This is a genomic window from Haladaptatus cibarius D43 (genome assembly GCF_000710615.1).
GTDB lineage: Archaea > Halobacteriota > Halobacteria > Halobacteriales > Haladaptataceae > Haladaptatus > Haladaptatus cibarius.
In genome coordinates this window covers 57272-79664 of the sequence record NZ_JDTH01000011.1, presented here as the reverse complement: position 1 = coordinate 79664, position 22393 = coordinate 57272, and the positions used below count along the sequence as shown (strand labels likewise).

The 22393-nt window shown below is 52.2% G+C and carries 21 protein-coding genes; 7 read left to right on the top strand and 14 right to left on the bottom strand.

The window, feature by feature from the left end; translation table 11 throughout:
• The first annotated feature begins 85 nt into the window (after nt 1-85).
• The 4 genes from HL45_RS18590 (at nt 86) to HL45_RS18575 (ending at nt 3907) form a co-directional block, all read left to right on the top strand.
• Entirely contained in the window at nt 86-1006 is a 921-nt protein-coding gene (locus tag HL45_RS18590; protein ID WP_049972713.1) for an NAD(P)H-binding protein, read from the top strand.
• 1363 nt (nt 1007-2369) lie between these two features.
• Entirely contained in the window at nt 2370-2510 is a 141-nt protein-coding gene (locus tag HL45_RS21330) for a hypothetical protein (protein ID WP_162833898.1), read from the top strand.
• Nucleotides 2511-2849: 339 nt separating this feature from the next.
• Nucleotides 2850-3329, top strand: a complete 480-nt coding sequence (locus tag HL45_RS18580) for a DsrE family protein (RefSeq protein ID WP_049972711.1) — start codon at nt 2850-2852, stop codon at nt 3327-3329.
• Nucleotides 3330-3379: 50 nt separating this feature from the next.
• Entirely contained in the window at nt 3380-3907 is a 528-nt protein-coding gene (locus tag HL45_RS18575; protein WP_049972710.1) for a DUF411 domain-containing protein, read from the top strand.
• 135 nt (nt 3908-4042) lie between these two features.
• On the opposite strand, the gene HL45_RS18570 is transcribed toward HL45_RS18575, so the two are convergent.
• The gene (locus HL45_RS18570) at nt 4043-5488 is read right to left on the bottom strand and encodes a multicopper oxidase family protein (protein WP_049972709.1); all 1446 of its coding nucleotides are present in this window, start codon (nt 5486-5488) and stop codon (nt 4043-4045) included.
• A gap of 424 nt (nt 5489-5912) precedes the next feature.
• Entirely contained in the window at nt 5913-6311 is a 399-nt protein-coding gene (locus tag HL45_RS18565) for a DUF302 domain-containing protein (protein ID WP_049972708.1), read from the bottom strand.
• 187 nt (nt 6312-6498) lie between these two features.
• Here HL45_RS18565 and HL45_RS18560 point away from each other — a divergent pair, with 187 nt between their 5' ends.
• The gene (locus tag HL45_RS18560; RefSeq protein WP_049972707.1) at nt 6499-6861 is read left to right on the top strand and encodes an SHOCT domain-containing protein; all 363 of its coding nucleotides are present in this window, start codon (nt 6499-6501) and stop codon (nt 6859-6861) included.
• Between the two features lie 566 nt (nt 6862-7427).
• Here HL45_RS18560 and HL45_RS21490 read toward each other — a convergent pair.
• The 4 genes from HL45_RS21490 to HL45_RS18540 form a co-directional block, all read right to left on the bottom strand.
• On the bottom strand, nt 7428-8837 hold the full coding sequence (locus tag HL45_RS21490) for an AAA family ATPase (protein ID WP_211250901.1): 1410 nt from the start codon (nt 8835-8837) through the stop codon (nt 7428-7430).
• Between the two features lie 47 nt (nt 8838-8884).
• Nucleotides 8885-10372 carry a hypothetical protein gene (locus tag HL45_RS18550; RefSeq protein ID WP_049972706.1) on the bottom strand — a complete coding sequence of 496 codons (1488 nt, stop codon included), beginning with the start codon at nt 10370-10372 and terminating at the stop codon, nt 8885-8887.
• A gap of 73 nt (nt 10373-10445) precedes the next feature.
• Nucleotides 10446-11555: a hypothetical protein gene (locus tag HL45_RS20610; protein WP_144240141.1), complete on the bottom strand. Its 1110-nt coding sequence runs from the start codon at nt 11553-11555 to the stop codon at nt 10446-10448.
• A gap of 793 nt (nt 11556-12348) precedes the next feature.
• Entirely contained in the window at nt 12349-12690 is a 342-nt protein-coding gene (locus HL45_RS18540; protein WP_049972704.1) for a hypothetical protein, read from the bottom strand.
• Between the two features lie 244 nt (nt 12691-12934).
• Between HL45_RS18540 and HL45_RS18535 the strand changes: the two genes are divergently transcribed.
• Nucleotides 12935-13303 carry a helix-turn-helix transcriptional regulator gene (locus tag HL45_RS18535; RefSeq protein WP_084157150.1) on the top strand — a complete coding sequence of 123 codons (369 nt, stop codon included), beginning with the start codon at nt 12935-12937 and terminating at the stop codon, nt 13301-13303.
• 88 nt (nt 13304-13391) lie between these two features.
• On the opposite strand, the gene HL45_RS18530 is transcribed toward HL45_RS18535, so the two are convergent.
• The 8 genes from HL45_RS18530 to HL45_RS18495 form a co-directional block, all read right to left on the bottom strand.
• A complete protein-coding gene (locus tag HL45_RS18530) occupies nt 13392-13979 on the bottom strand; it encodes a metal-dependent hydrolase (RefSeq protein ID WP_049972703.1) in 588 nt (195 codons plus the stop codon).
• 600 nt (nt 13980-14579) lie between these two features.
• Nucleotides 14580-15215, bottom strand: coding sequence for a hypothetical protein (locus HL45_RS18525; RefSeq protein ID WP_049972702.1), 636 nt, complete (start codon nt 15213-15215; stop codon nt 14580-14582).
• Nucleotides 15216-15286: 71 nt separating this feature from the next.
• On the bottom strand, nt 15287-16093 hold the full coding sequence (locus HL45_RS18520; RefSeq protein ID WP_049972701.1) for a hypothetical protein: 807 nt from the start codon (nt 16091-16093) through the stop codon (nt 15287-15289).
• Between the two features lie 94 nt (nt 16094-16187).
• Entirely contained in the window at nt 16188-17357 is a 1170-nt protein-coding gene (locus HL45_RS21485) for an SHOCT domain-containing protein (protein ID WP_049972700.1), read from the bottom strand.
• Nucleotides 17358-18302: 945 nt separating this feature from the next.
• Entirely contained in the window at nt 18303-19892 is a 1590-nt protein-coding gene (locus HL45_RS18510) for a transposase (protein WP_049972699.1), read from the bottom strand.
• A 191-nt stretch (nt 19893-20083) separates the two neighbouring features.
• The gene (locus HL45_RS18505) at nt 20084-20479 is read right to left on the bottom strand and encodes a VOC family protein (protein WP_049972698.1); all 396 of its coding nucleotides are present in this window, start codon (nt 20477-20479) and stop codon (nt 20084-20086) included.
• Nucleotides 20480-20483: 4 nt separating this feature from the next.
• Nucleotides 20484-20801, bottom strand: a complete 318-nt coding sequence (locus tag HL45_RS18500; RefSeq protein ID WP_049972697.1) for an ArsR/SmtB family transcription factor — start codon at nt 20799-20801, stop codon at nt 20484-20486.
• A gap of 347 nt (nt 20802-21148) precedes the next feature.
• Complete coding sequence (locus HL45_RS18495) at nt 21149-21340, bottom strand: hypothetical protein (protein ID WP_233274850.1); 192 nt, start codon at nt 21338-21340, stop codon at nt 21149-21151.
• A gap of 258 nt (nt 21341-21598) precedes the next feature.
• On the opposite strand from HL45_RS18495, the gene HL45_RS18490 reads away from it, so the two are divergent.
• Complete coding sequence (locus tag HL45_RS18490) at nt 21599-22255, top strand: helix-turn-helix domain-containing protein (protein ID WP_049972696.1); 657 nt, start codon at nt 21599-21601, stop codon at nt 22253-22255.
• Nucleotides 22256-22393 lie beyond the last annotated feature (138 nt).

Genomic DNA, 22393 nt, shown 5'->3' with positions numbered 1-22393 from the left:
CAGATTTGAGCGAGGATTCATTTATTCGCCAGAAAAATGAAAACTGAGACAAATATTTACATTCGAAAACGGTGCCAGTCTGCGTATGAACGTTCTCATCGCGGGGGGAGACGGGTTTGTCGGCCGAAACGTCTGTGCCGAACTCGTCACCCGAGGTCACACAGTCACGTCGCTCTCTCGGTCGCCGGATGCCGAAGTTCTGCCGGATACTGTCGAACTAGTATCGGGCGATATCACGGACTACGACTCCATCGAAGCAGCATTCGAAGAAAAAGACGCTGCAGTAAACCTCACAGCACTCCCACCGCTTCATCAACCACGACCGGGAACATTCCACGACACCGTCTGCATCGGCGGCGTGATGAATGCGGTACATGCTGCTCAGGAACACGATGTATCACGATATATCGAGATGAGTTCACTCGGTGCAGATCCGTACAGTCCGATTGCTTATTGGCGAACGCAGGGTCTCGGTGATTTGGTAGCTCAGTATTCAGATCTGGACTGGGTGATTCTCCGTCCCTCGTTCATTTTCGGGAAGGGGAGTGAAACGTTCGCCTTCATCAAACAGTACACAACGCCGTACGTCACGTTTCTCCCGGATGGTGGAGATCAACCGAGTTTTCAGCCGATATGGGTGGAGGATGTCGCGCAAATCGTCGCAGATGCAATCGAGCAAGACCGTCACGTGAGGCAGGTGTACGATCTCGGAGGTCCCGAGATACTTACGTTTGGGGAGGTCACACGCATGCTCTATCATGCTGCAGGGGAATCAGTCCGCATTCTCCCAGTGCCGATGCAGTTAGTAGAGTTTGCTCTGTCTGCTGCCGAACCGCTGCAGACAATTCCGTTTGGTATCGACCAGGCGCGGGCACTGGAAATGACGAACACTACAGATCACAACGATATCAAGGCATTCGGCCTCGATAAAAGTGATCTGATGCGGGTTGAGACGTACCTGTCGACTACGTCAACGAACAGCAACAGGGAGCAGAATCACGGATAGTAGTCAAAGGGAAGTGATGGGTGGCGAGGAGGGAAGTAGATGCAAATCATTCAGTTTCGGAAACTGAGATTGGGCCGCAAACCTCCCATTTGTACGGTCGACGAAATTTGCTTCCCCGAGGGTGGCGATCCGCCCCATTTCATTTCCACTTCTGATTTGAGGGGACAGTAAATTTGTCCTGCTCACCCATGAAGAGTGAATTGGCTATGGTTCAGTTGTCTTACTACTCCATGTTGCACTAAGCAAAACTAGGAGAGTCTAATAAACGATTGGTAGACGTGACGACAGTAAACTGCTCATCGGGGAAGTCCTTGGGATTTTGAATGGATTCACCTTAGAGTCCAGAGCCGAAATACGACACGACGATGCCGAAGAAGAGACACAGCCCATCCATCACCTGGACTACCCGCCGAGCGATTCGACCGTGCGTCGGATCATCTTCGGGATACCAGAATTTGTCTGGAGCGCTTGGATCTCGTATCATCGACGCGCCGAACACGACACAAATCAATCCAAAGACAAGTGCGACGACTGAAACCATAGTTCAGGGTGAATTAGAAAGTGAATAAAAATTCCGGGCATTTTGTGACACTAATCATAAAGAATGGTTCGACTTGGTAGTAGTATGAGAAATCATTTCAACACCTACCGTAGTCGATTCAGCGACCTTTCAGTCGTTCTTCGACCATCGTTATCTCAAATGGACATACCATAGCTCACCGCCCCCAATGCCGGCCTCCGTTGTAACTTGTCGAGTGCTCCAACTCAGCGCCACCGTGGAAGAAATACTACTGATTTGGCGTGGGATATCCGGCCAGACCATCGACAGCGGGTGTGAAAGTAAGCGTACGGCGCGTATCTCCGCCCTAAAGGGCGAGGCTTTGCGCCTGTGATCCACATAACCATCGGCACCTACTAGCGGCGTTCATGCACCGTTTCAGTGTGAGGGATCGCGTCCGTGTCGATATTCCTGACAAGAGTGATCCTGACTTTGAGACAGCCCACGATCGACAGGGGAGTGTTGCTGAAATCATCGCGGATGATGCGAGCGATATCACTGGTGACCGGCGCGACAACCGACTCTATCGGGTTCAGTTCAACAATGGCGATCAAATGGATTTTCGCTGGCGAGATCTGCGGCCACTATGATCTCGATACGTGTGTAGCACAACGGCTCTATCATCACCTTCTCATCAACGCACAAGCGTGCATCTGGGGACGTTACGGTCCAGTGATCAGAACAGCTGCTTAAGTAGCACAGGAGAGGAATAATTGTTAGTATATCATACTAACAAGCGTCTGCCGCTGTTTTATACGATTCCCGTGAGAAGGCCTGCGTGTCCGTCTGAAACGGCGGACAAAAATGACGACAGAAACACCGTCGCATGGTGTTTCCGTTGCGCTCATCACTGCCGGAGCGACGATCGTTGCCAGCCAGCAACCTGCTGGATGGATACTCGTCGCTGCTGGATTGGTGGTAGCAAGACGGAAACAGGGCGAGTGAAGCTCTCCAAGCAGACTCGCCCAAACGTCGCATTTTATTTGTTTTCGCGACGCCGAGCAATCGGGCTCGACAGTCAATACTACACGCGTCTGTGATTTAGGTTTTGTGGAGATTTCAGCATCCGTCACAACCTACCCTTGACACAGAGATTACGACAGCGTTCTCGGGAAATCTCCATCGCTGCTTATGATTTAATGAGGAAATTTCAAACGAATCCTTCCGACATAAATGGTTTCCCTATCCGCCACTTTAATCGGAATACAAATACGTTTTGCTACTTCTCAGCGCCCGCAGTTACTACAGTGTATTTATCCCAATTTCGTACAACGATATCAGTAGATGCAACGACGGAACTTCGTCTCGGTAACTGGCACGCTTGGTGCGATACTCCTAGGGAGTGAATCGGTAAGTGCGAGGAACACGGATCATCCCGCACAGCAAAACTCGTGCGCGCGACCCGCACCGAAAACGAAAACAGTTCTTCATCTCTCGAGCGGCGACTCGATGGCCCACAAAGGTGCCCTAATGAACGGAAAGAATCTTCTGGACGATGAGAGTGTTCCTGTTAAGGATCTCGTCGTGTTAGCGAACAGCAAAGGGGTACAACTGTACACACCGCCGACCGACGACAACGAGTTCGCAGATCAAATTGCGTCGCTCCAGGATCGTGGCGTTACGTTCCGTGCTTGTGGGAATGCAATGGAGATGCTGGGCCTCACGAAGGACGATCTCCTCTCAGGGGTCGAACAGGTCCCGTCTGGTGTCGGTGAACTCGCTCGCCTGCAAGCACTTGATTTCGGATACATCAAGGTTCCATAGCACAAAATTACGATGCCAAATCAATATTCCGATACATAGAGAAAATACCTATGACAAACCTCGATCGCCGTGCCTTCCTCGGCACACTTACGACAGCAGGGCTGGGAGCAGTTGCTGGCTGTACGAACAGTGGTCAGACCGAGACCAATATGAAATACAAGACGGATGGGAACGAAAAGCAGCTCCGTCAAGCAGCGACGACATATTTGACGAAAGCCACCCTCTACAAAGCACCAAACTGCATGTGTTGTGAAGGGCATAAGAAGTACCTCGAATCAACAACAGATGTGGATATGTCGGTGAGAGATATAGATGACCTGATGAAAGTAAAGTCAAGATTTGATGTGCCAAAAAAGCTCGTGAGCTGCCACACTTTGGACACTGGGAAATACATCGTGGAAGGTCATGTTCCTCGAGAAGCAATCGGAAAGCTTGCACTTGAAAAACCAGACATTCTCGGCATTGCACTCCCAAAAATGCCAGCGGGATCACCCGGTATGGGAGGCGAGAAAACCGAGGAATTCGTTATTTACGCAATGGAAAAAGATGGCTCCTATCGTAAGTTCATGACTATCTGATATCATGGCTTCGATGCTGATGATTCTGACCACTGCAAGTGAATAAACCAGACTTCTCCAGATGGGATGAACCGTTATCCGGGTAGCCTACACCAATGTGAGGCCTTCTACTGTGTAAACACACGTCCCGAGGAGCTATCCCCTGACGTATTTAATGACACGGGCCATCCCCGCCTCCAAGTGATAGAGGTTGTGACAGTGGAAGAACCAGTTGCCGGGGTTGTCTGCGAGGAAGTCGAACGTCACCGACCCCATGTGACCCGGCACGATGACCGTGTCCTTCATTGCGTCTCCGACACGGAAGAAATGCCCATGGAGGTGCATCGGATGAAGCACCGGACTCCGATTCGTCATCTTCACGCGCACGTGTTCACCTTCTCGAATCTGTAACGGATCGGCGTCGGGATACGCCTGTCCGTCGATGAGCCAGCCATACGAGCCGCCCATCTCGGGCGAGAGTGTCAGGTCGAAGGTTCGGTCGGGAGTTCCGCGGAGTTGCTTCGGAATTTGCTTTGCTCGCAGATCCCCATACTGGAGTGTCTGTCCCCACGAGTTGAGACCGGTTGGTGACTCCGACGTATTACCATACCGAAGGACTGCACGAGCCGGCTGTTCGTCGCCATCGACTGCTTCCCCTCGTAGTTCCCATGCACCGGGATTCGTCGCTTCGATGACGGCATCGTAGCGTTCGCCAGCCCCAAAAACGAACGAATCCACTGGGACGGTGTCAATGGGTTGCCCGTCGGCGTGCGATATCCGTAGTTTATGTCCGGCAATCCCGACACGAAACGCCGTTGCACTGCTTGCGTTGACGAACCGTAAGCGAACTCGTTCTCCTTCCGTCACATCGAAGGATGCAGGGTCTGCTGGAAGACGTCCGTTTACGAGTAAGCCGGCGTACGGGGGGCGTTGGTCACCCATCATTCCACCGCCGCCCATACCACCCATGCCACCCATACCGCCGTCCATTCCGCCACCACCGCTCGACGACTCCCCGAGCGGTTCGGGTGAGCGGGCCAGATAGTCGTCGAAGAGGAGAGTGTATTCGCGGTCGTACTTGACGTGTGGTGATTTTTCTTCGATTACGAGCGGGGCGTACAGTCCGCGATCAAGTTGGAGACCAGCATGGCTGTGGAAGAAGTACGTTCCCGCCGGTTCAGCCCGGAATTTGTACGTGAACGTCTCGTCGGGCTGGATGGGCTGTTGGGTCACGTTCGGTACGCCGTCCATTTGGTTGGGAACAGGAAGCCCGTGCCAGTGTATCGTCGTTTCCGAAGGAAGCTGGTTCTGCAAGTCGACGTGAACGATGTCGCCTTCTTTGGCGCGGAGTTCGTTGCCAGGGAATGACCCGTTGTACAGCCAATTCTGTGCCGACGAAGAGGCGGGCGACACTGTACCAGGGGAGGTAGTCAGTGTGGTTTGCACGTCCGGGTTGCCCGACACCGTCGTCCGTGGGGCGACTGTCTTTTGCTCGTCGAACGACGGGACGGAACTGGAGGAACAGCCAGCCAGGGAACCAATTCCTGTGACACTGAGTCCACGAAGGAGGGCGCGTCGGGAGAGACGTGAGTCGTTCGTCATCGGTTGGCGTACGAACTGAAGGATAATAAGGTGCGGTATTGGGAATATTACGAAAAATACTGGAAGAAGATCTAAATATGAACGAGGTGACGTCGAGACCGTCACCGTAGATGACGAGGCCGACCTGGTCAGGGTCGAGAGGAGTACCGATGTCGACACCATCGCACAAGCTATCGAAGACGCAGGCTACATCGTCTTGGTTCTCTACTCTCTGTCGTATCCTCACGCTCGTTTCAGTAACTTGGAAAGGTGAACCGCCTCGGGTCAAGTGGTTCGAGACGCCTCCGGCGTCTCGTCATCACGAGAGAGCGTCGCTCTCTCGAACGACCCCGAGGTACTCGGCCTGTTACGCCTGTAGATGCTCTATCTGGAGTACCACTGGCGAGTCTTTATGACCCAGTCGCTCACCGGCAGGAATAACTCGTCAGTACTCGGCGGCGACATCGTCTAACACGCGATCGAATCGTTCGCGAACGTCTTCGGCGATACCGTCGAGGGCTGGATTCTCGACGACACCCAGCAGGGTATCGGGGTCAACGGCGCTGACGACCACGTCGCCGTCGTCCTTGTAGACGACGACGTTACAGGGCAGCAGCGCGCCGAGGTCGCGTTCGGCATCCAGTCCTTGTTCGGCTAGCGGTGGGTTACACGCGCCGAGGATGCGGTACTCCGGATATCCCTCGAGGTCGAGTTTCTCTTCGAGTTTGGCTTGTAGGTTGATATCGCTCAGCACGCCGAACTCCTCGGCTTCTAGCGCGTCGACGGTCGAGTCGACGACATCTTGAAACGGACCATCGACGCGGCGGGTCATCGTGTAGCTCATAGCCACCTCACGGTTCGACCGCCACCAGTATAGTGTTTAAGGCACAATCGTGATAGTAGCTGACGCATCTACAGTACGGGAGATGGAATCGCTAATTTCGATGGATTATTGTTCTCAGTGGATAAGAATCACCGACTTGATATAATTCATCAGACATCGTAGTAGTAGATGTAAGGGTGAGCTCCACATGACTCTCGCACGCCGACTCACAACGAGAACAACAACACTGACCACTCTCACGATGGTGCTCCTCGCAACGACGGCTGGAACGGTCGTCTCTCACACGAACGGTACGATCGGCGGTACTCACTCGTGGGGCGGTCATATGTGGGGTGACAGCTGGATGACCGGTCCCGGCTGGATGGGTCTCTGGGGACTCCTCTGGATAGGTCTCCTCATTGTGGTCCCCCTTGTGCTCGTGTACATCTTCGCAGGGCGCCACGATACCGAGCGTGAAACTGACTCCGCGACGGCGGTGCTTCGAGAGCGATACGCTCGGGGTGAAATCAACGATGAGGAGTTTGAACGACTTCGGGCGAAACTGTCGTAATCCTCATTTCGCTGTTTTAGTTAACCAGTCGTGCCTCTAGTGTCTGATGTCCTTCTGCTCATGCAACCAGTAGATGGCTATTGGATACTGATTGTTCGGGCAGGCTGCCGATGTGGAGCAGGTGAGAGATGTGGACAGACAAAATATGCTTCACCGAGGGCGGCAACTCGGGCAATTGCACTTCCGCTTATGGATTTAGGCGATAGTAATTGCGAATCGCGTAAGGAGAGCGAGTCGGCTGAAAGGCACCACTGCAGCTTCGAGCGTCACGAGAACCGTGTGATCATTTTCCAGCGATCACTAACCCATACTTCGAGAGGGAAGTAGCTCAGCACGAGAGATAGAGGTTAGTATAATATACTAACAATCGTCAGTCAAAGACGGAGCTCAGACATCAACGAGAAGTGGTATCGCGTGAAAATCTTCCTCACATCTATTCCTTGTCGCAAGAATAGCTTAAATGAACGAGAGGTACCTAGAACACCAGAAAATGAAGGGAGAGACCTTATCAGCAGCTACTACCCATCGTACTCACCACAACTACACTTCTCAAGCCATTTGATTTCCTATCCAGTAGTCATCGAATCAGGAAACGACTCGGCGAGATCCTCGTACGTGATTGCTTGCGCATCTCGTTCAGCAGCTTTCATTGCAGCGTCGTCAACAATCCCAACAATATCAGCACTACTGAGCTCGGTGGATCGCTCGGCTAACTTCTCGTATTCCTCTTGATCGAGCTCAGTCGGGAGCGTTTGCAATCGGACTTTGAAGATTTTCTCGCGTGCCTCCTTGTCGGGAAGACCAACCTCATACTGCTGGTCAAAGCGGCCACGGCGGGTGGCGGCTTCATCAAGCAAGTCTGCACGGTTCGTTGCCGCAATGAGCAGAAAACTCGGGTCTTCATCGTCCAAGTGCGCCAGAAACTCGTTGACGACTTGGGCGTGCTCCCGGTGAAGATCGTTCCCACGACCGGCAAGGAGTGCGTCTATCTCGTCGACGAAGATCACACAGCGCTCGAACTGCTCGGCCTCATTGAACAACTGGTTAACTTGCTCGGTGGACTCATTCACCCACCGGCTTTTGATATCGCCAGCGCTCAGCTCGAGGTATGGATGGCCGAGTTCACCAGCAATTGCCCGAGCGAAATGCGTTTTTCCGGTACCAGGTGGGCCATGCAGGAGGATGCCGTTTGGTGGCGAGACGTTGAATCGTTCGTAGGCAGCGTCAGTGTGCGAGAGCGGGCGAAGCACTGACCGCATTATATTGCGTTTGAGGGCGTCCATGCCCCCAACATCGCGAAACGTCGTGGTGGGCGCTGACTCCCAGCCAAATGTGAAATCAGACTGAATATCCGTCATCGTCTCTTTGTTGTGATTCTGATGCTGACTCTGCTCTTGTCGTTTGGTGGATTGACTATCCTGGTGGTTACGATCTCGAGATTGTGCTCGCTGTTTCTTTGTCTCCTTTGAGTGGTCCTCATCCGAGCCGAGAACTACTGAAAAGCTCGTCAACTGTATCGGAATGCATGCGATCCAACTAAGGCCCATTAGCCATGGCTCGTCGAGCATGGGAGCAACACGGAAGAGTTGCAAGATTCCTGCAAGCTGTGGGAAAAGGTGGGTCCAGAGCGGAAGAAACCACACACCTGTTAGTAGAGTTAGTCCGATGACCTCTCCAAGAATCCATCCAGTATCTATGTCTTGGGAATCCAATCGAGCTACCTGGTTCGTGAGGTCATAGATTATAGAGGTTACAAGAGTTGGAACGGTCCAAATAGCAAATACTCCGATAATTGCTGGAATGAGTATACCAACAGTCGAGGCGAGTTCACCTGTGACCAATAATAATCCAATTGGAACAAGGAAATAACATATCGAAGCAATCAGTGTCGAGAGCGCAATTCTAGTAAGTCTCTTGGGATCGAGTGAGCGATTGTTCTGCGCTGCGGTGGACGTTATGTTTTCTTGACCGTCCATGAGTTATCTTAGATTTCCCCCGTCATAAGTGCGTTCTGTGAGCCAGATTATCTGGTTCCCCGTTTCTCTTGGGATGAGTCGGTCCATTCGTTCAACGTGCTTTGGTCTGCTTTTGATCCATTCTCAGATGGGTCTATAACTGGATTTTCGCGATAGTGCCCCAGACCTGCTTCTGCCCAGTCAAGGGGTGAGCGATCAAGATTTCGCAATGCGAAATTTGTGCCGACACGAGCGTCGTTTGCAGCACGCTTTCCACCGCTCTTTGCTCGCTTTCCCTTTTTCTTCATGAATTCAACCCCTTGCTCTGTCCTGGGCCCTTCAATTTTGGATCCAGCACGACTTTTAACGCTTCCAACAGTTGAGCTGGCTTTACTGACACTTCCACTAACCGCTCCACCAGTGAAACGCTGATCAAGGGAACCCATCTTAGAACCTGCATAGCTACCCGCTTGCTTCCCTCCAAACCGTGCCTGCTTCATGATACTGGCACGGCTCGACTCCTGTGACCCACCTGCTGATGCAGCCGATCGACTTCTGGATGTCCGCTTCCGCCGACTACGTACGCGACCAGGAATAAAGCCCGACGACATGGCTGTTTTCAAGCCATAGATCGCCGGTGCGACCAAGCCGATCAACCAGAAGAGGAACGACTCGAGAACTTCATTGAACGACCCTGGATCTGACCCTGCAGTGGCCGCTGCATGTGTAGCTGTGCCAGATCCAGTGGCACCAATCGCAGCAGCGCCGACATACATGAGGGCAGCCATGAAGATTCCGGCGAGAAATAGCGAGAGCGTCGCGTTGATGAACATCTTCGCTGCTTTCGCTGAATCCTCAAATGGCCCGAAGTCAAGATAGAGCATCACCGCCAAAATCGGTAGCGTCACAAACATCGCCACGAAGAGGAACTCCCGAATCACCAGCATCGCAAACAGGAGGAGAATTCCGGCAATCGAAGTTACACTCAAAATTACCATCCCGACTGCAACAACACCCGCCGAGGCAGCGGCGCCTTCCATCCCGGTTTTGAGCACTTGCGTCCCGAATGCGCCATAGCTCTCGGGGTAGATGTAGGCGATGACCGCGTTCACGAGCAGCAGGCCGAAATGCATGAGCTGGCGCCCCACGGCAACAAAGATAATCGCCTTGAGTGCCTTCCAAACCAGGATGACACTATCCACGTCGGCGTTCTTTGAAAATGGCTGTGAGGCAAAGCCAGCCATCACCACGACCACAAGCAATTGGGGAAAAATACCCAGCAGGTGGTCAAACGCCTGGAGGTACTGCGGATCGGTATACGGGCTATCGAAGACCAAGAACGTGTACACGCCACCGGACATCAACAGCCCCACAAAGCCCATTAGCCTCGTCATCAACCAGGTGAACAGATCTGCGATCCAGCCGGTGAATCCGGCGGCAAGAACGAATGACGTCATCTCTAGCGGGTGTTGTACAGCTCCAACTGCGAGCTTGGGAATCGTCACTAGGATGCTGTGAACAATGGATGTGCCGTGTGATTGGAGGGTGGGGATCATTGGGTGTCAAAAAGATGGGGTTTACTTGTCTATCGCCATCATCGCGTAAAAATATTTTCTTAGCTTTTATGAATTATCGTCGGCGGAGATAGTGGAATGGGAGATAGAATAGCACAAACGCGATGACAGCCACGAATCCGTTACTCAGTGCCACCAGTGCGCTATAGATGTTGAACGATGTTGGCGCAAATCGAATCTGATTGTGCGATGGGGCGTAGTAGAGACCACGTGAATCGTTGGCGACACCGCGAAACGTCGCTTCGACGGCACTCTCATCACGCATGACGACAGCAACACCGTTGCTGTTGGTGGTGACACGACCCTGAACGGCCCCATGGAGATAGATCGGCTGGTTAGGGACCGGGCTCCCAGTCTGTGCATCAGTGAGTTCGATCCGGACGTGTCTCTTATCCTGCTTCGTGAGTGTGAGCGAAGCTGGGTGTTCGGAGACAGTCCTCGTTTTCAGTGGAATTGCATCGCCATGAATATCATAGAGCGTGGTGAGTGGCTGATCGACGTTCGTAATAACCACACGAGTGGACGCCCGTGGTGGAACCGATGAGAGGTTGACGGTCGGCTTGAGCGGTGCAGCATCTGGAGCGAGTGGAACAGTACGAACGCGACTAACGGTTGCCATCGACGCTGTCTGGGAGGCTGTGCGAGCAATCGCTGGCTTGCTTCGAACGGCGATCAGTTGTTTCTCGAGAACACCTGGCGGCGGGACTGTTCTTTGTGAAGTCGTGCTGAGTGGCGAGGAGCGATTGACCGACCTGTTGAGCGGAACTAACGGTTGTGATGTATTGAGTGCGAGCGTCGTGTTGGGATGCTGGGTACCGATCGTTGCATTCTGGTAACGATGCTGGGAGTAGACGCCCCACACGTTTTCGAGGCGCATCTGCCCGGATTTGAATGACGCGTAACTCCAGTATCGGCGATTAGTGACGGTCGCCGGCCCGTCCAGGCGGAGAATAATGCGTTTGAGTTCGCCGTTGTCAGTGACGAGGGTTTGCGTCGCGTTGAGGTGCTGGTTCGGTGTGATCACGACGGGTGCTGCATCGCGAACAGTATGCGAAAGAAGAGTCGTATTCGAGGTCACATTCGTTTGCTGCCACCCCGAGTTCGTCCGGATTGAGACGGTCTTGTGAATGGCCAACTGCGTTGTGATCGTCCCTTTCACGACCATTGTCGTCCGCCCAGTCGCCCGCACGTTCGTGTATGTGAGCGGCCGCGATGCTCCGGCTTCCTGTGAGGTCTCCTCGGAAGTCCATGTTTGCGAGCCGATTCTGAGAGACCGATTGATGGACTGGCTTGTGATGGAGTAGTTGATGCAGGTCTTGGTGCCATTCGTGACCGTACAGGTCTGATTTGGAATCGCCGTCGAGTAATCGAGCGAGGCGAGAATAGATCCGTTTCGAGGAAGCAAGAAGAGATTTTGTGACGATGTATTCGGTCGTCCCAGACGGGTTTGGGTGCCGTTCTGCGTCCCGAGGATCGTCACATGCGCATTCTTAACGACAGTACCGTTCGTACGATTCGAATCAGGAAACCACACGCTCGTCGAGCGATTGTGCGGAAGGGTCTGGAGGCTGGTGCGACGGTACTCGGCAAGCGTCTGATTGTGAGGCCCGACTGCGTGAGACGGCTGGGACGTCGAATACGTGAAATCACGAGCTCGACTGGCATTTACTGCCGAGATATTCGGAGACTGAAGAATCGTCCGGAGGTCTGGTTGAATGAACGGTGGCAGTGCACCGATATTGGGATCTGGGTCATCAGAGACGAAGACGTCAGTAGCGTTCGCGAATCGGTCGGTGCTGACGCCAGTTGTAAACGAGCTCAGCAATAGGAGCAACACAATGAGTCCAAGAATGAGTGGCCGAAGACGTGTGTCCGAGAGTGGTGGCATTCGTGGGGAAAGCGTGTCTAGGGCGATGGTCAGCCGATGAGATACAGGAGACGAAACTGGCGCACCGTCGTTAGAGGAACGGTGGGACGATCATCCCCGGTGCGAGGTTTTCGAAGAGGGTGACGAACACATTATAGCTGACCGAGAGCACGATCATCCCAGCGCCGCCCCAGAGCGCACGCCAGCCCCACTGTGTGCGACTCGCGTTCCGCCCGGAGACGAACCACAGAGCGGCGCCAACCAGGAAGACAATGACTCCGAGTTGGCCCAACGTGGTTGCGACGAACTGTTCGATCTCACTGAGCGAGTTGTTAATCTCGCTTTGCTGAGCGGCGGCGATGCCCGTACTGACGCTGATCGTGAACAGGGCGGTGACCACATACGTAGCTTGCTGTCGGAATGGGAGGTGCATACACGATTTCGTTCTTTTCCCCGTGGTAAAAACTTTAGCCTTTATGAATAATATACTGAATTTTAGCGGGCGTGGTAGAGCGATCTGGACTCGTTTTGAAGATGGTTTCGGACGGTCAAGACGGTCGATACTCATCTTTTCCCAGCAAAGACGAGCGTTGATCTGTATTCTTCCACGTGTTTCGCATTGATTATTCACTATATATTATAGCAGGATTTAAGTAGCGAAGATTAGTCACTCCAGTATGACTAATTTAGAATCCGACCAGGACGACTCTGCTGACCCAGACGAGAACGAATCCGCTCTTGATTTTGCGTCCTATAATCTCCCGACTGATCTCACTGCCTTTCAGGCACACCTGTTGTGCGTCATCTACCGCTTAGGGCCAGCTGAGGGTGTTGATCTGCAGGAGGCGTTAGAAGACATCTATCCTGAGCCGATCAATCATGGCCGATTATATCCTGGCCTCGACCGACTCGTGGAGAAAGGGTTGATCTCGAAGCAGACAAAAGCAAGCGATAAGCGACGGAATGCGTATGCGACTGTCGGTCGTGGCGACTGGGCGGTCGAAGAGTATCACCGATTCATGCACGATATTGTGACGCCAGAGTAGCTATCAAAACATCTCTAACTGCTCGTCGTCGCTCTCTCGCTCGGCCTCATCACAGTTTATGATGGGACTTGATTCGGGTCTGATTCCCTTACGGGAACGCTCCTGCGAACGGAGAGAGTGCGAAAATGACTGTCCCCATCGCGAGCACGCCAAGCAGCAAAAAGACGGTGTTCGCGAGTGTGCTCGCAGCACGAAGGCGTGACAGTGAGATCCGGCGCCGAGAAAACGGGAGGAATGGATGGATACCGCTGACCGTAATGATGTCACCGGCGAGATGGGCACAAATACCGAGAACGCCGATGACAAACCCGAGTCCGGCGAGTGTCTCGGGAGTGAGTGCGGCAAGTTGCTCAGTCGCGATTACAACTACCGTCGTATTGGTCGCTGGAAGGACACTCGTCTGCATCCAATGTGCAAGTGGGACAGTCAGATACCGTCCAAGAAGCCAACCACAACCGGCACATATGAGTCCAATGACGCCAGCGGTCAGCAGCGAGTGACTCACGCCACGGTGCGAGAGTCCAGGTACCCAGTGGTCGTTATCAGGAAGAGGTTCGATAATGAGGACGCCAAGAACGAGCAACCCAGTAAGTGCGAACTGACCAGTTTGGACGAGTGCATAGGAAATTGGTGCGAGAATGAGAAGTGTGATGCCGAGGTGGCCGTGTCGGTACATGCTGAGTCGCCTCTGGATCTAATTTTGCCTCGTTTTCCTGCTCGCATAAGCTCTTTGTATCGTCTCAGTCAATTCTGTTTTGAACAGGGTAGCGTTGGATATCAAAAATCGATTATCAAACGTTAGTATGAGATACTAACTAGCGTCTGCCCCTGTTTTATACTATTGCCGTGAAAACCCTCCGCATGTCCGTTGTAAAAGACGGACAAAAAATGGCCAACGGAACACCCACGAACGGTGTACCCGTGGCGCTTATCACCGCTGGCGCGACCATCGTAGCTAATCAGAACGTAGCTGGTTGGGTACTCATCGCTGCTGGCTTGGTGGTAGCAAAACGGGATCGGGGTGAGTGATAGAGTTCCAATCGAGCACTCATTCCCGATGACCTCGTATTTATTTTGTTTGAACGACGCCGAGCAACGACGCTCGACAGTATACGGTTGTATGCGAACGCACATCAGTTTTTCCCGTGGACGATCGCTTCCCCCGCCTGGCCGTCTGTTTGTATAAAATCAAATTATCCTATACACCGGTTGAGTTGGATCTACTGGGAGCGTTCACTTTCAATACGGGTGAATCAGGTTCCCGTCCGAGAGATAATCAAGTAGTGCGAAGATGACCTCTTGCTGGCTCATAGACCTCCCCTTTCTGCTTAAGGTTATCAACCTCTTGTTGCGCTTTGATTTGTGACCATCCCTGTTCCTCCGCTGACAAGACAACAAACGGAATGGGTGCTCCATGGTCGTATTCATCTTCAAGTTCCTGGATGAGTTGTTTGAAGTTCTTGATTTGATCGCGCCTGCTGAGTGAACTCAGATCTTTATCCGAACAATTACTCTGCGAGCGGTGGTCGTCACACCAAGTCTCTACACTCTCACGTTCCAAGAACGTCTGGGAGATACCACATCGGTTGCAGTGACCGGTCCAGACTGTGGTTTCTGTAGTACCGTTTGCTTCGTGGTCTGTATATTCGGCATGCTCACTTCGAAATGTCTCGGCAGCTTCAAACGAATCAAATGACCATGTCTCATCACAAGTCCGGCATTCTAGTTCAACGTTCGTACCCTCCTCGATACCTACATCCGGAGGCGAAGTGTTGGTTGTCCATCTGACCGAGTGACCGGTGTGTTCCTGATGCTTCTCTGCAAATGTGAGCATCTCGTTATAGTCATCGGCGTCCTCACCGAGGGTGCACTCTTGACATTCAACCGCGACGCTCTTTTCAAGCGAAGTCATATGAATTCAGGATGCAGTCTCCGACTATCAACGTTTATGTTTCTCGTAATATTGTTGGTTAGCTCTACTCGTTATGAGGGTGTCTCTTCGATATTCACAGTTTCCCAGTATTTTCGATCTGAATTGTATGACCAACCAAACTCATTTTCTGCTTTGGAGAGATACGCTTCTTGTGGGTCGATATTTTCGGCTTCGGCAGGCACACTAAGCTCACCGCCTGCATCATAATTTCGTATCTGCTGTTCAAGCAGGTATGTCATAGCCCGAACCCCTAGCAAAATAGCATCATAAGAATACTGCATATCAAGCCAAGACCGATGTGCGACATCGTTACGAATTGCTCGGACAAGATGACCAACGCGACGCTCAATATCCGTGAGAAAATTCACCTCATCGTATGTAGATATATTGAGTAGTTTGGCGAAGGATGGGTCGTTATGATCAATAAAATCATTCCATGGAATAGTGTTTTGGAGATATTGTTCAAAAAAGGCACATCCACGTATAACAGCAGCTGCTGGATTATTTGGTTTCACATCTCCACTAACATAGTCTATATCAAAAGCAAGATCATCGATCTCACAGTATTCTACCATGAGAAGAAACACCTCTGCACTAATCGAGCCTCCTAAATCTCTCATACGCTTGAAATTATAGTAGAGCATTTTTAGAGCATTGTAGCGACCGTGTATTCGCTTCATTTCAATCGCTGCTGGCACTACGTGGTCTATATCTCCAATTGTATACTCTCCTGTTGTTTCTGGCAGATCCAACTGATCTCGGACGCTAGGCTCGACCTCGAATTGGTTCGGTGGATATAGGCACTTGACCGCTTTGAGTATCTGTTGCTGTAATTCTAGCGGGTCACTTAGAGACATCAGTTACTACAAGGTAATTAAGCAGTAAAATATCATTTGTTCTTGAGGGGTGGCTGGCTCCTATACACTCACATTCGTATGTCGATCTCAGTAATCAAATCTGTTCCAGTAACTCAGCTTTCTTCGTCTCAAACTCCTCGTCAGAGAGGGCGCCGTTCTCGTATAAGGCAGACAGTCTCTCTAATTTTTCGAGCGGATCAGCACGCCCCTCGTCTGAGTCGGGATCCTCCTCCGATCGCGAATGTTCAGTCTGCTCCTCCTCAATACGATCTCGGATGTACTCGATCGCCTGCATAATCTTCTCTTTCTCCACTTTTTTCGAGGGGAACTCGAGTTGGTAGACTAAGCTACCACTATGTAGATGCATCCCATGATCGTACCCGGATTTGTAGTCGACAGCTTCGATTTGGTAGTACCGTCGAGTGATCTCCTGCTCTTCCATCATATGTGCGATGCCTTTCTCCGGAGTTCCCGCTCGGATATACACCTCATCGATCGTGACCTTCACCTCTTTCAGCCTCGTTTCGTAATCATTCCCTTTGATTGTCGCCGCTTTCGTCCAGGTAGGCCTACCGGGGTTGTGTATTTCCTGGTCGCCACCGGTCTCGAGGTTCGGTATCCGCAGTGTTCCGCCAGAGAACTGCACAATCACGTTCTCGTCGAGCACATCCTCGTCACCAGACGGGTCGGCGTCATCGATTGCTTCATCCTTCGCTGAAACCTCATCTACTAGCTCGATGTCGTCGTTCTGTTTGACGACGTACTCCGCCATTGCCAACAATTCGTTGTCATTAATGTCGGTGAGATTGCGATCAGAATTGAAGGTGTAAGTCTTTTCGTCGGTCGTGATTTCAAAAACGCGATCGACCCCGGAGAATCTCGTCGAACCATGCGGTGCGATCCGGACGAGTGTGATTGAGTCATATGGGATCGGAATAATCAGATCGCCATCTTTCGACGGAGTCGCAAATATGACGCGACGGTCTGTGATAGCGACGAAATTCCGATAATTGACCCCGAATTTGAACTTCTCACCATCGTCCGTCTTCAGTGGCTGCATCGACCGGTAAATAAAATGTGGTTGCTCACCCGTTTCGAGATGAGTGATGAGCGGGCCATCGTTGAAGTACTGGACAATCCCTAACGTAGACCCCTTCGTCTGTGTTAGGATATCCATCGTCACTGACTCGCTCTGTGCATTCGCAACCAGCTTTTTCGCTTCCTCGCGGTACTCCGAGCCCGATCCGCGGTCGAAAAGGCCCATTGATTATCGTCCCTCCGCTCGGTCGCATGGACTGTTCACTGAGAGCAATATTTCAATTGTTAGCATTGATATTCACTATTTAATTAGAGTGTCTTATAGATACTCCAGAAGAACCTGCAATAACCCTCTCTACGTGGTGTTCACTTTCACTCTGACACGGAAGGGGTTACTGTAGCTGCTGTTGAGACTAGAGTTCGCTTCGTGACACACCGCTCTATAATATGCTCCACAGCGAGCTCCGAACCGAAATCGAAGCTTGCCGATCATAGGTCGATGCCGAGCGAGTCGTGACGAGAATTCTGGATAATGATGGCGACAAGTGGCTGGTAATCGGATTATACCATGGTTTCAGTGGGGTTCTCACATACGATCGGTTGATGAACTCGATCGACAAGACGCCGATACTCGAGGAGGATTGGACGGGTCGGGCTCCCGGCACGTTGATCGTCGGCGAACAGAAGGCGTATAGGCGCTCCAGGGACTCAGGATAATGCATTTTACCTGAATGCATCCGCGCTACCGATGGATGTTCGAGCCAGAGTATCGCCTCGAGGAGTAGGAGCTTGTTTTTGGGGAGTAGTGTCCACGCATAGATTGGTTGGGCACTCCCGGGGTGAGTCTACTTCCGCTTACTCGGTTAAGTGGAAGTGAATAGCCGTGCGTCGAAAACGCTGATTTACCGTGTAAAATCCGCTGAAACGCACGAATCCGATTTGGTAAACCACATATAGCTATATAAAAAAGAGTCACCGGAAGATGCAGAGTTTCGGAGGATGGACTATTTTCGCGTATTTTCATACCTATCGTAGTTCAGGTGAATCTCATTGATAGTGTATCGACTACTTTTCTCGGTGAAATGCCATTGACTACGCGAATACAGCCTAAAATTCGACCTCTCGCAGAGTGTCGCCACTCACGATGGGCGGGCCGAGTCGGCGTTAAGCGTTAATCCGGCGGAATCAGTGCTGAACAGACCAACTCGACACACTCGCCAGCTGTCAGAACCGGAGCGTAATCCATCTCACCACCGACACCAGCCTTCAACAGGAAATCGGTAAGCCGCCAGATATTGTGCAGTAGCACCGCGAACACGAAGTAGAACAGCCGCACTCGATAGTCCTTCGACGATGTCTTCGCCAAGAAGTCGTTCTTGATGCTCTTGTACCCGTTCTCGATCTGCCAGCGGCGGCTGTAACGGCGGCAGAACGTCTCAGCTTCCTTGGAACCGACTGAGAGGTTCGTCGCAAAGACCGCTGTGCCCTCTCCTTTCGTTGAGGGGACGTACAGAAACTGCATCGCGTGCGACCCATGATCGACATGGACAGTAGCCGATTCAACGGCGACTTCTTGCCCATCTTCGTCCATCGTCTCGATGTTTTCGCGTTCGGTACTGTGGATTCGCTTCGGGATGAGATAGTTGACGTCGAGATTCAAGAGCGTCTGAGATACCTGCATCGAGTCGAATTCGCGGTCGCACAGCACCATCTCGATGGGGACGTGCTCCTGTGCGCGTCGAACGAGTCGTCGGACCACGCGATGAATCCGGTTCGGCGGGTTCTCGTCCCATGATGAACTCTCACGAACCGGTTCGACAGCGAGAATCAGTGGGATATTCCATCCAACAATTGAGAGCGTGGCGAACTTGAATGCCCGTCCTTTGCCGTCTTTCGTGCCGCTGACCATCGGCATTCCCTCTACATTACCGAAGTAGCGAATGGTCGTGATATCAATCGCTACCGTGACTGGACGGCGAAACGAGGACTCTGATTGAATCACCGAAAGCAACCGTTCTGTCGCCTGTTGAAATCCTTCGAGCAGATCTTCGGGATTGAATTGCTTGACTGCACGGAGGTGCGTGTCACCGTGAGGACCGTATTCTGTGCCCCGACGGAATTTGAACCGTACTGCGCCTTGTGGAGTACCACAATTGACCATTCCGATGAACGTTTGGAGCTCGAAGAATCGTGTATCCTCGTACGTCGCGTTCTGGGCTCTCCCGGAGTCGAACGGCCCGAAGCCATGCTCACGAGCGAGACGGGTTGTACGGTAGATTTCTTCGTCAGAGAACTCGGTAGCATCCTCAGCCGAGTCAGCATCCTCTTCTGATGGCTGCTTGACCTCTTCTAGTGGCCGGACTTCGGGAACAGAGAGGTCCTCGTTGTGGATTTCCTTGACTAAGAGGTGTGCGCTGGCGGTGATGTAGCCTCGAACACCGTCGTCGAAGCGATTGCGCCACGTCCGTGAGAGGACCGACTCGTCAGGGATTCGCTTGAGACCGAACACGTCTGTGAGTTCCGGGTGACGTGTGAGCGACCGATAACTGTCCCCGGTAATTTCGAGGTAGAGGAAGAGCTTGAGCATGCCAACGAATGGATACGAAGCGGGATGCCACTCAGGATACCCATCTTCGAGTGTCTCTATCTGAAGCGTAAGATCGGTGAGCGCAGTACAGAAATCCGTGCCTTCACGGAGGTGTTCGCGGAGTCCAAGAGCAGCGACGAATGCGTCGGTCAATCGGCGGCCACGCTGTTCCATCGGATCGTCTTACCGGTAGATAATCAACAGCCGGGACGGCCCTTTCTCTGTACATCTCACGGAGTCGATTCTCCCCGAAAAATCGATTGCCGGTACGCTACACTCAAGAGCGAAACTGACTGACTTCACACCGAACTCAAGAGTACGTGTCGCAGTCGGCATCTGGTGGTTGGCTTTGTCCACCAGATCCATCACTGTTGGATGATCTGGATGAGGTTCCCGCATGTGTCGTCGAAGACGGCCATCGTGACGCCCCCGGCGGTCATCGGCTTTTGGGTGAACTCGACGCCTTGCTCGCTCAGGCGTTCGTATTCGGCCTTCACGTTCTCACACCCGAACTGCGTCCAGGGGATGCCGTTGGTGACGAGCGCGTCGCGGTACGCTTCGAGCTCCTCAGCTACTTCTGGACTCCCTATGGATTCTAGGAACAGTTCGACGCCATCGGGTGATTTCGGTTCGACCACGGTCAACCATCTCGCCTCACCAACTGGTTCGTCGGTCTTCTTCTCGAAGCCGAGGACGTTCGTGTAGAACTCCAGGGCCTTCTGCTGGTCATCAACGTGTACGCTTGTTACAGTAATTTCCATTTGGTTAACTCCTCTCGGGTTCCGTATTGGTGTCGTTCTCGGTCAGACGGTGCATCCAGGCTGCTGCTGCCTTGACATGGTCTGCGCCACCGAACTCCATGACTTTGGTCCTGCCGCGACGCGTCGAGGTGACGAGACCGGCCTCCTCAAGGACTTCGAGGTGCTTGCTCACCCCTTGTCGGGACATGTCGACATCGTGCTCCATGGTCAGGCGCGCACAGAGTTCGAAGAGCGTCTGTTCACTGTTGTCCGTCAATTCCTCTAGGATCAACCGCCGCGTGCTGTCGGCCAAGGCCCGGAATACGTCGTCGTTAGAGGTCATGGGACAACATGCAACTAGACGGTTGCATGTATAGATAAGCCTGCCGGTGGGTCGCGAGGTCGACCAAGCAGTACATCGGGATACTGTTTCAACGAATCAGGAATCGATTTCATGATGTCCGCAGAGAACAGAAGGCACGCATCAAATCCATCCTCCGAGGTTGTGATGTCTCGCACAGTTTCGGAGGTGTGAACAGGGGTGGATTCACTGATATGCATCGAAGGCATCAATCACAACCTCTGGTATTGTCCGGTTCCGATCTCCTTCTTCAGCAGTGTCAACGTATATCCGCCGTCACGACCGGCGAGTTGGCGTTGAGTCCGAGTTGAACTGCGTGGTGTCGCTAGTCATATCGAATTCACGTTCTTCCCCATGGCGGGAGCGTCTACTTCGACCGAGTTCTCGATTGCTGCCGACTGTTGGGGGTAGTCGTACGCTCCGTACTCGGCAATCGCCAAGTCCACCACTAGAGCCAGCATGCTGCCGGGGAGCATGCCGAGTTCTTTGTTGCCGACTGTGATGTAGAAGCCATCGCTCACAACCGCAGATATTCGCTGAAATTAGTTAATTGAAACGCATTCGAAATGTGTGAAGTACGGCTGACGATGGCGTTATTGGGAGAAATCTGTGACCACATCGTTCACGAAATGAACGGTGGTCAACCGTTTCTGCCATTGGTTGCATCGTCGATAGGGTATAAATTCCCCGTGTAGCTCAGTAGGTACACTGCCTCACCGCGATGGAGTTTAAGTGGCATAAGCCGTGGTTGTTTAACTCCGCGCACTCCTGGTTCTTGTATGCGATATCTCACAGTATTAGTTAAACCAGACGGAGGAAAGGCGTTCCATCCACTCGGGAAGAAACTGACAGACGCCCCGTCTATCGAGCGGAGGGCCATTCATCATATTGAACTACTTGATGATGATACTGTACTCCTATTTGCCGAGGCGAGCGGTAGTAAGAAACACTACGAGCAAATCATGGAGGAGTCCCCACATGTCATCAGTTATCTTACTTCCGGAGATGACCGGTGGATGGCAGTAAGCCAATTTGAGCCGACAGAAGAGGTTCGCCAATCCCTCGAACTGCAACGAAAATCGTTTCTGGTAATCGAGACACCAATTCACTTCACGTCCGATAACCAGCTCAAAATCACATGGTTAGGAACTGATAAAACATTCAGAAGACTGTACGAATATGCTGAGGAGAAGGGACAATTCGCGTTTGAAATACTCAAGATGGGCGATTACAACGCTAATAAATCATCGTTAAACAGGATGGTTACAGCTAGGCAAAAAGAAGTGCTTGAGGTAGCAGTTGATCTGGGATATTATAGTGAACCTCGCCAAGTGTCCCTCGAAGACATTGGCGAGGTAGTCGGGATTTCTTCTGGAACGGTCGGTGAGCACCTTCGGAAAGCCGAAGAACGTGTGTTCACCGAACTCGTTCACTGACTCCCGCCACGGTCACTGACCGTTCCGGCGGAAAACTCTGAACACACTACAAATTGGAGATCGAGAATTTAAAAGGAGCCACATCGGTGCGGCAGTCCTCGTATTCAGCGCTGCCGCGTATTTCCACACACGGATAAC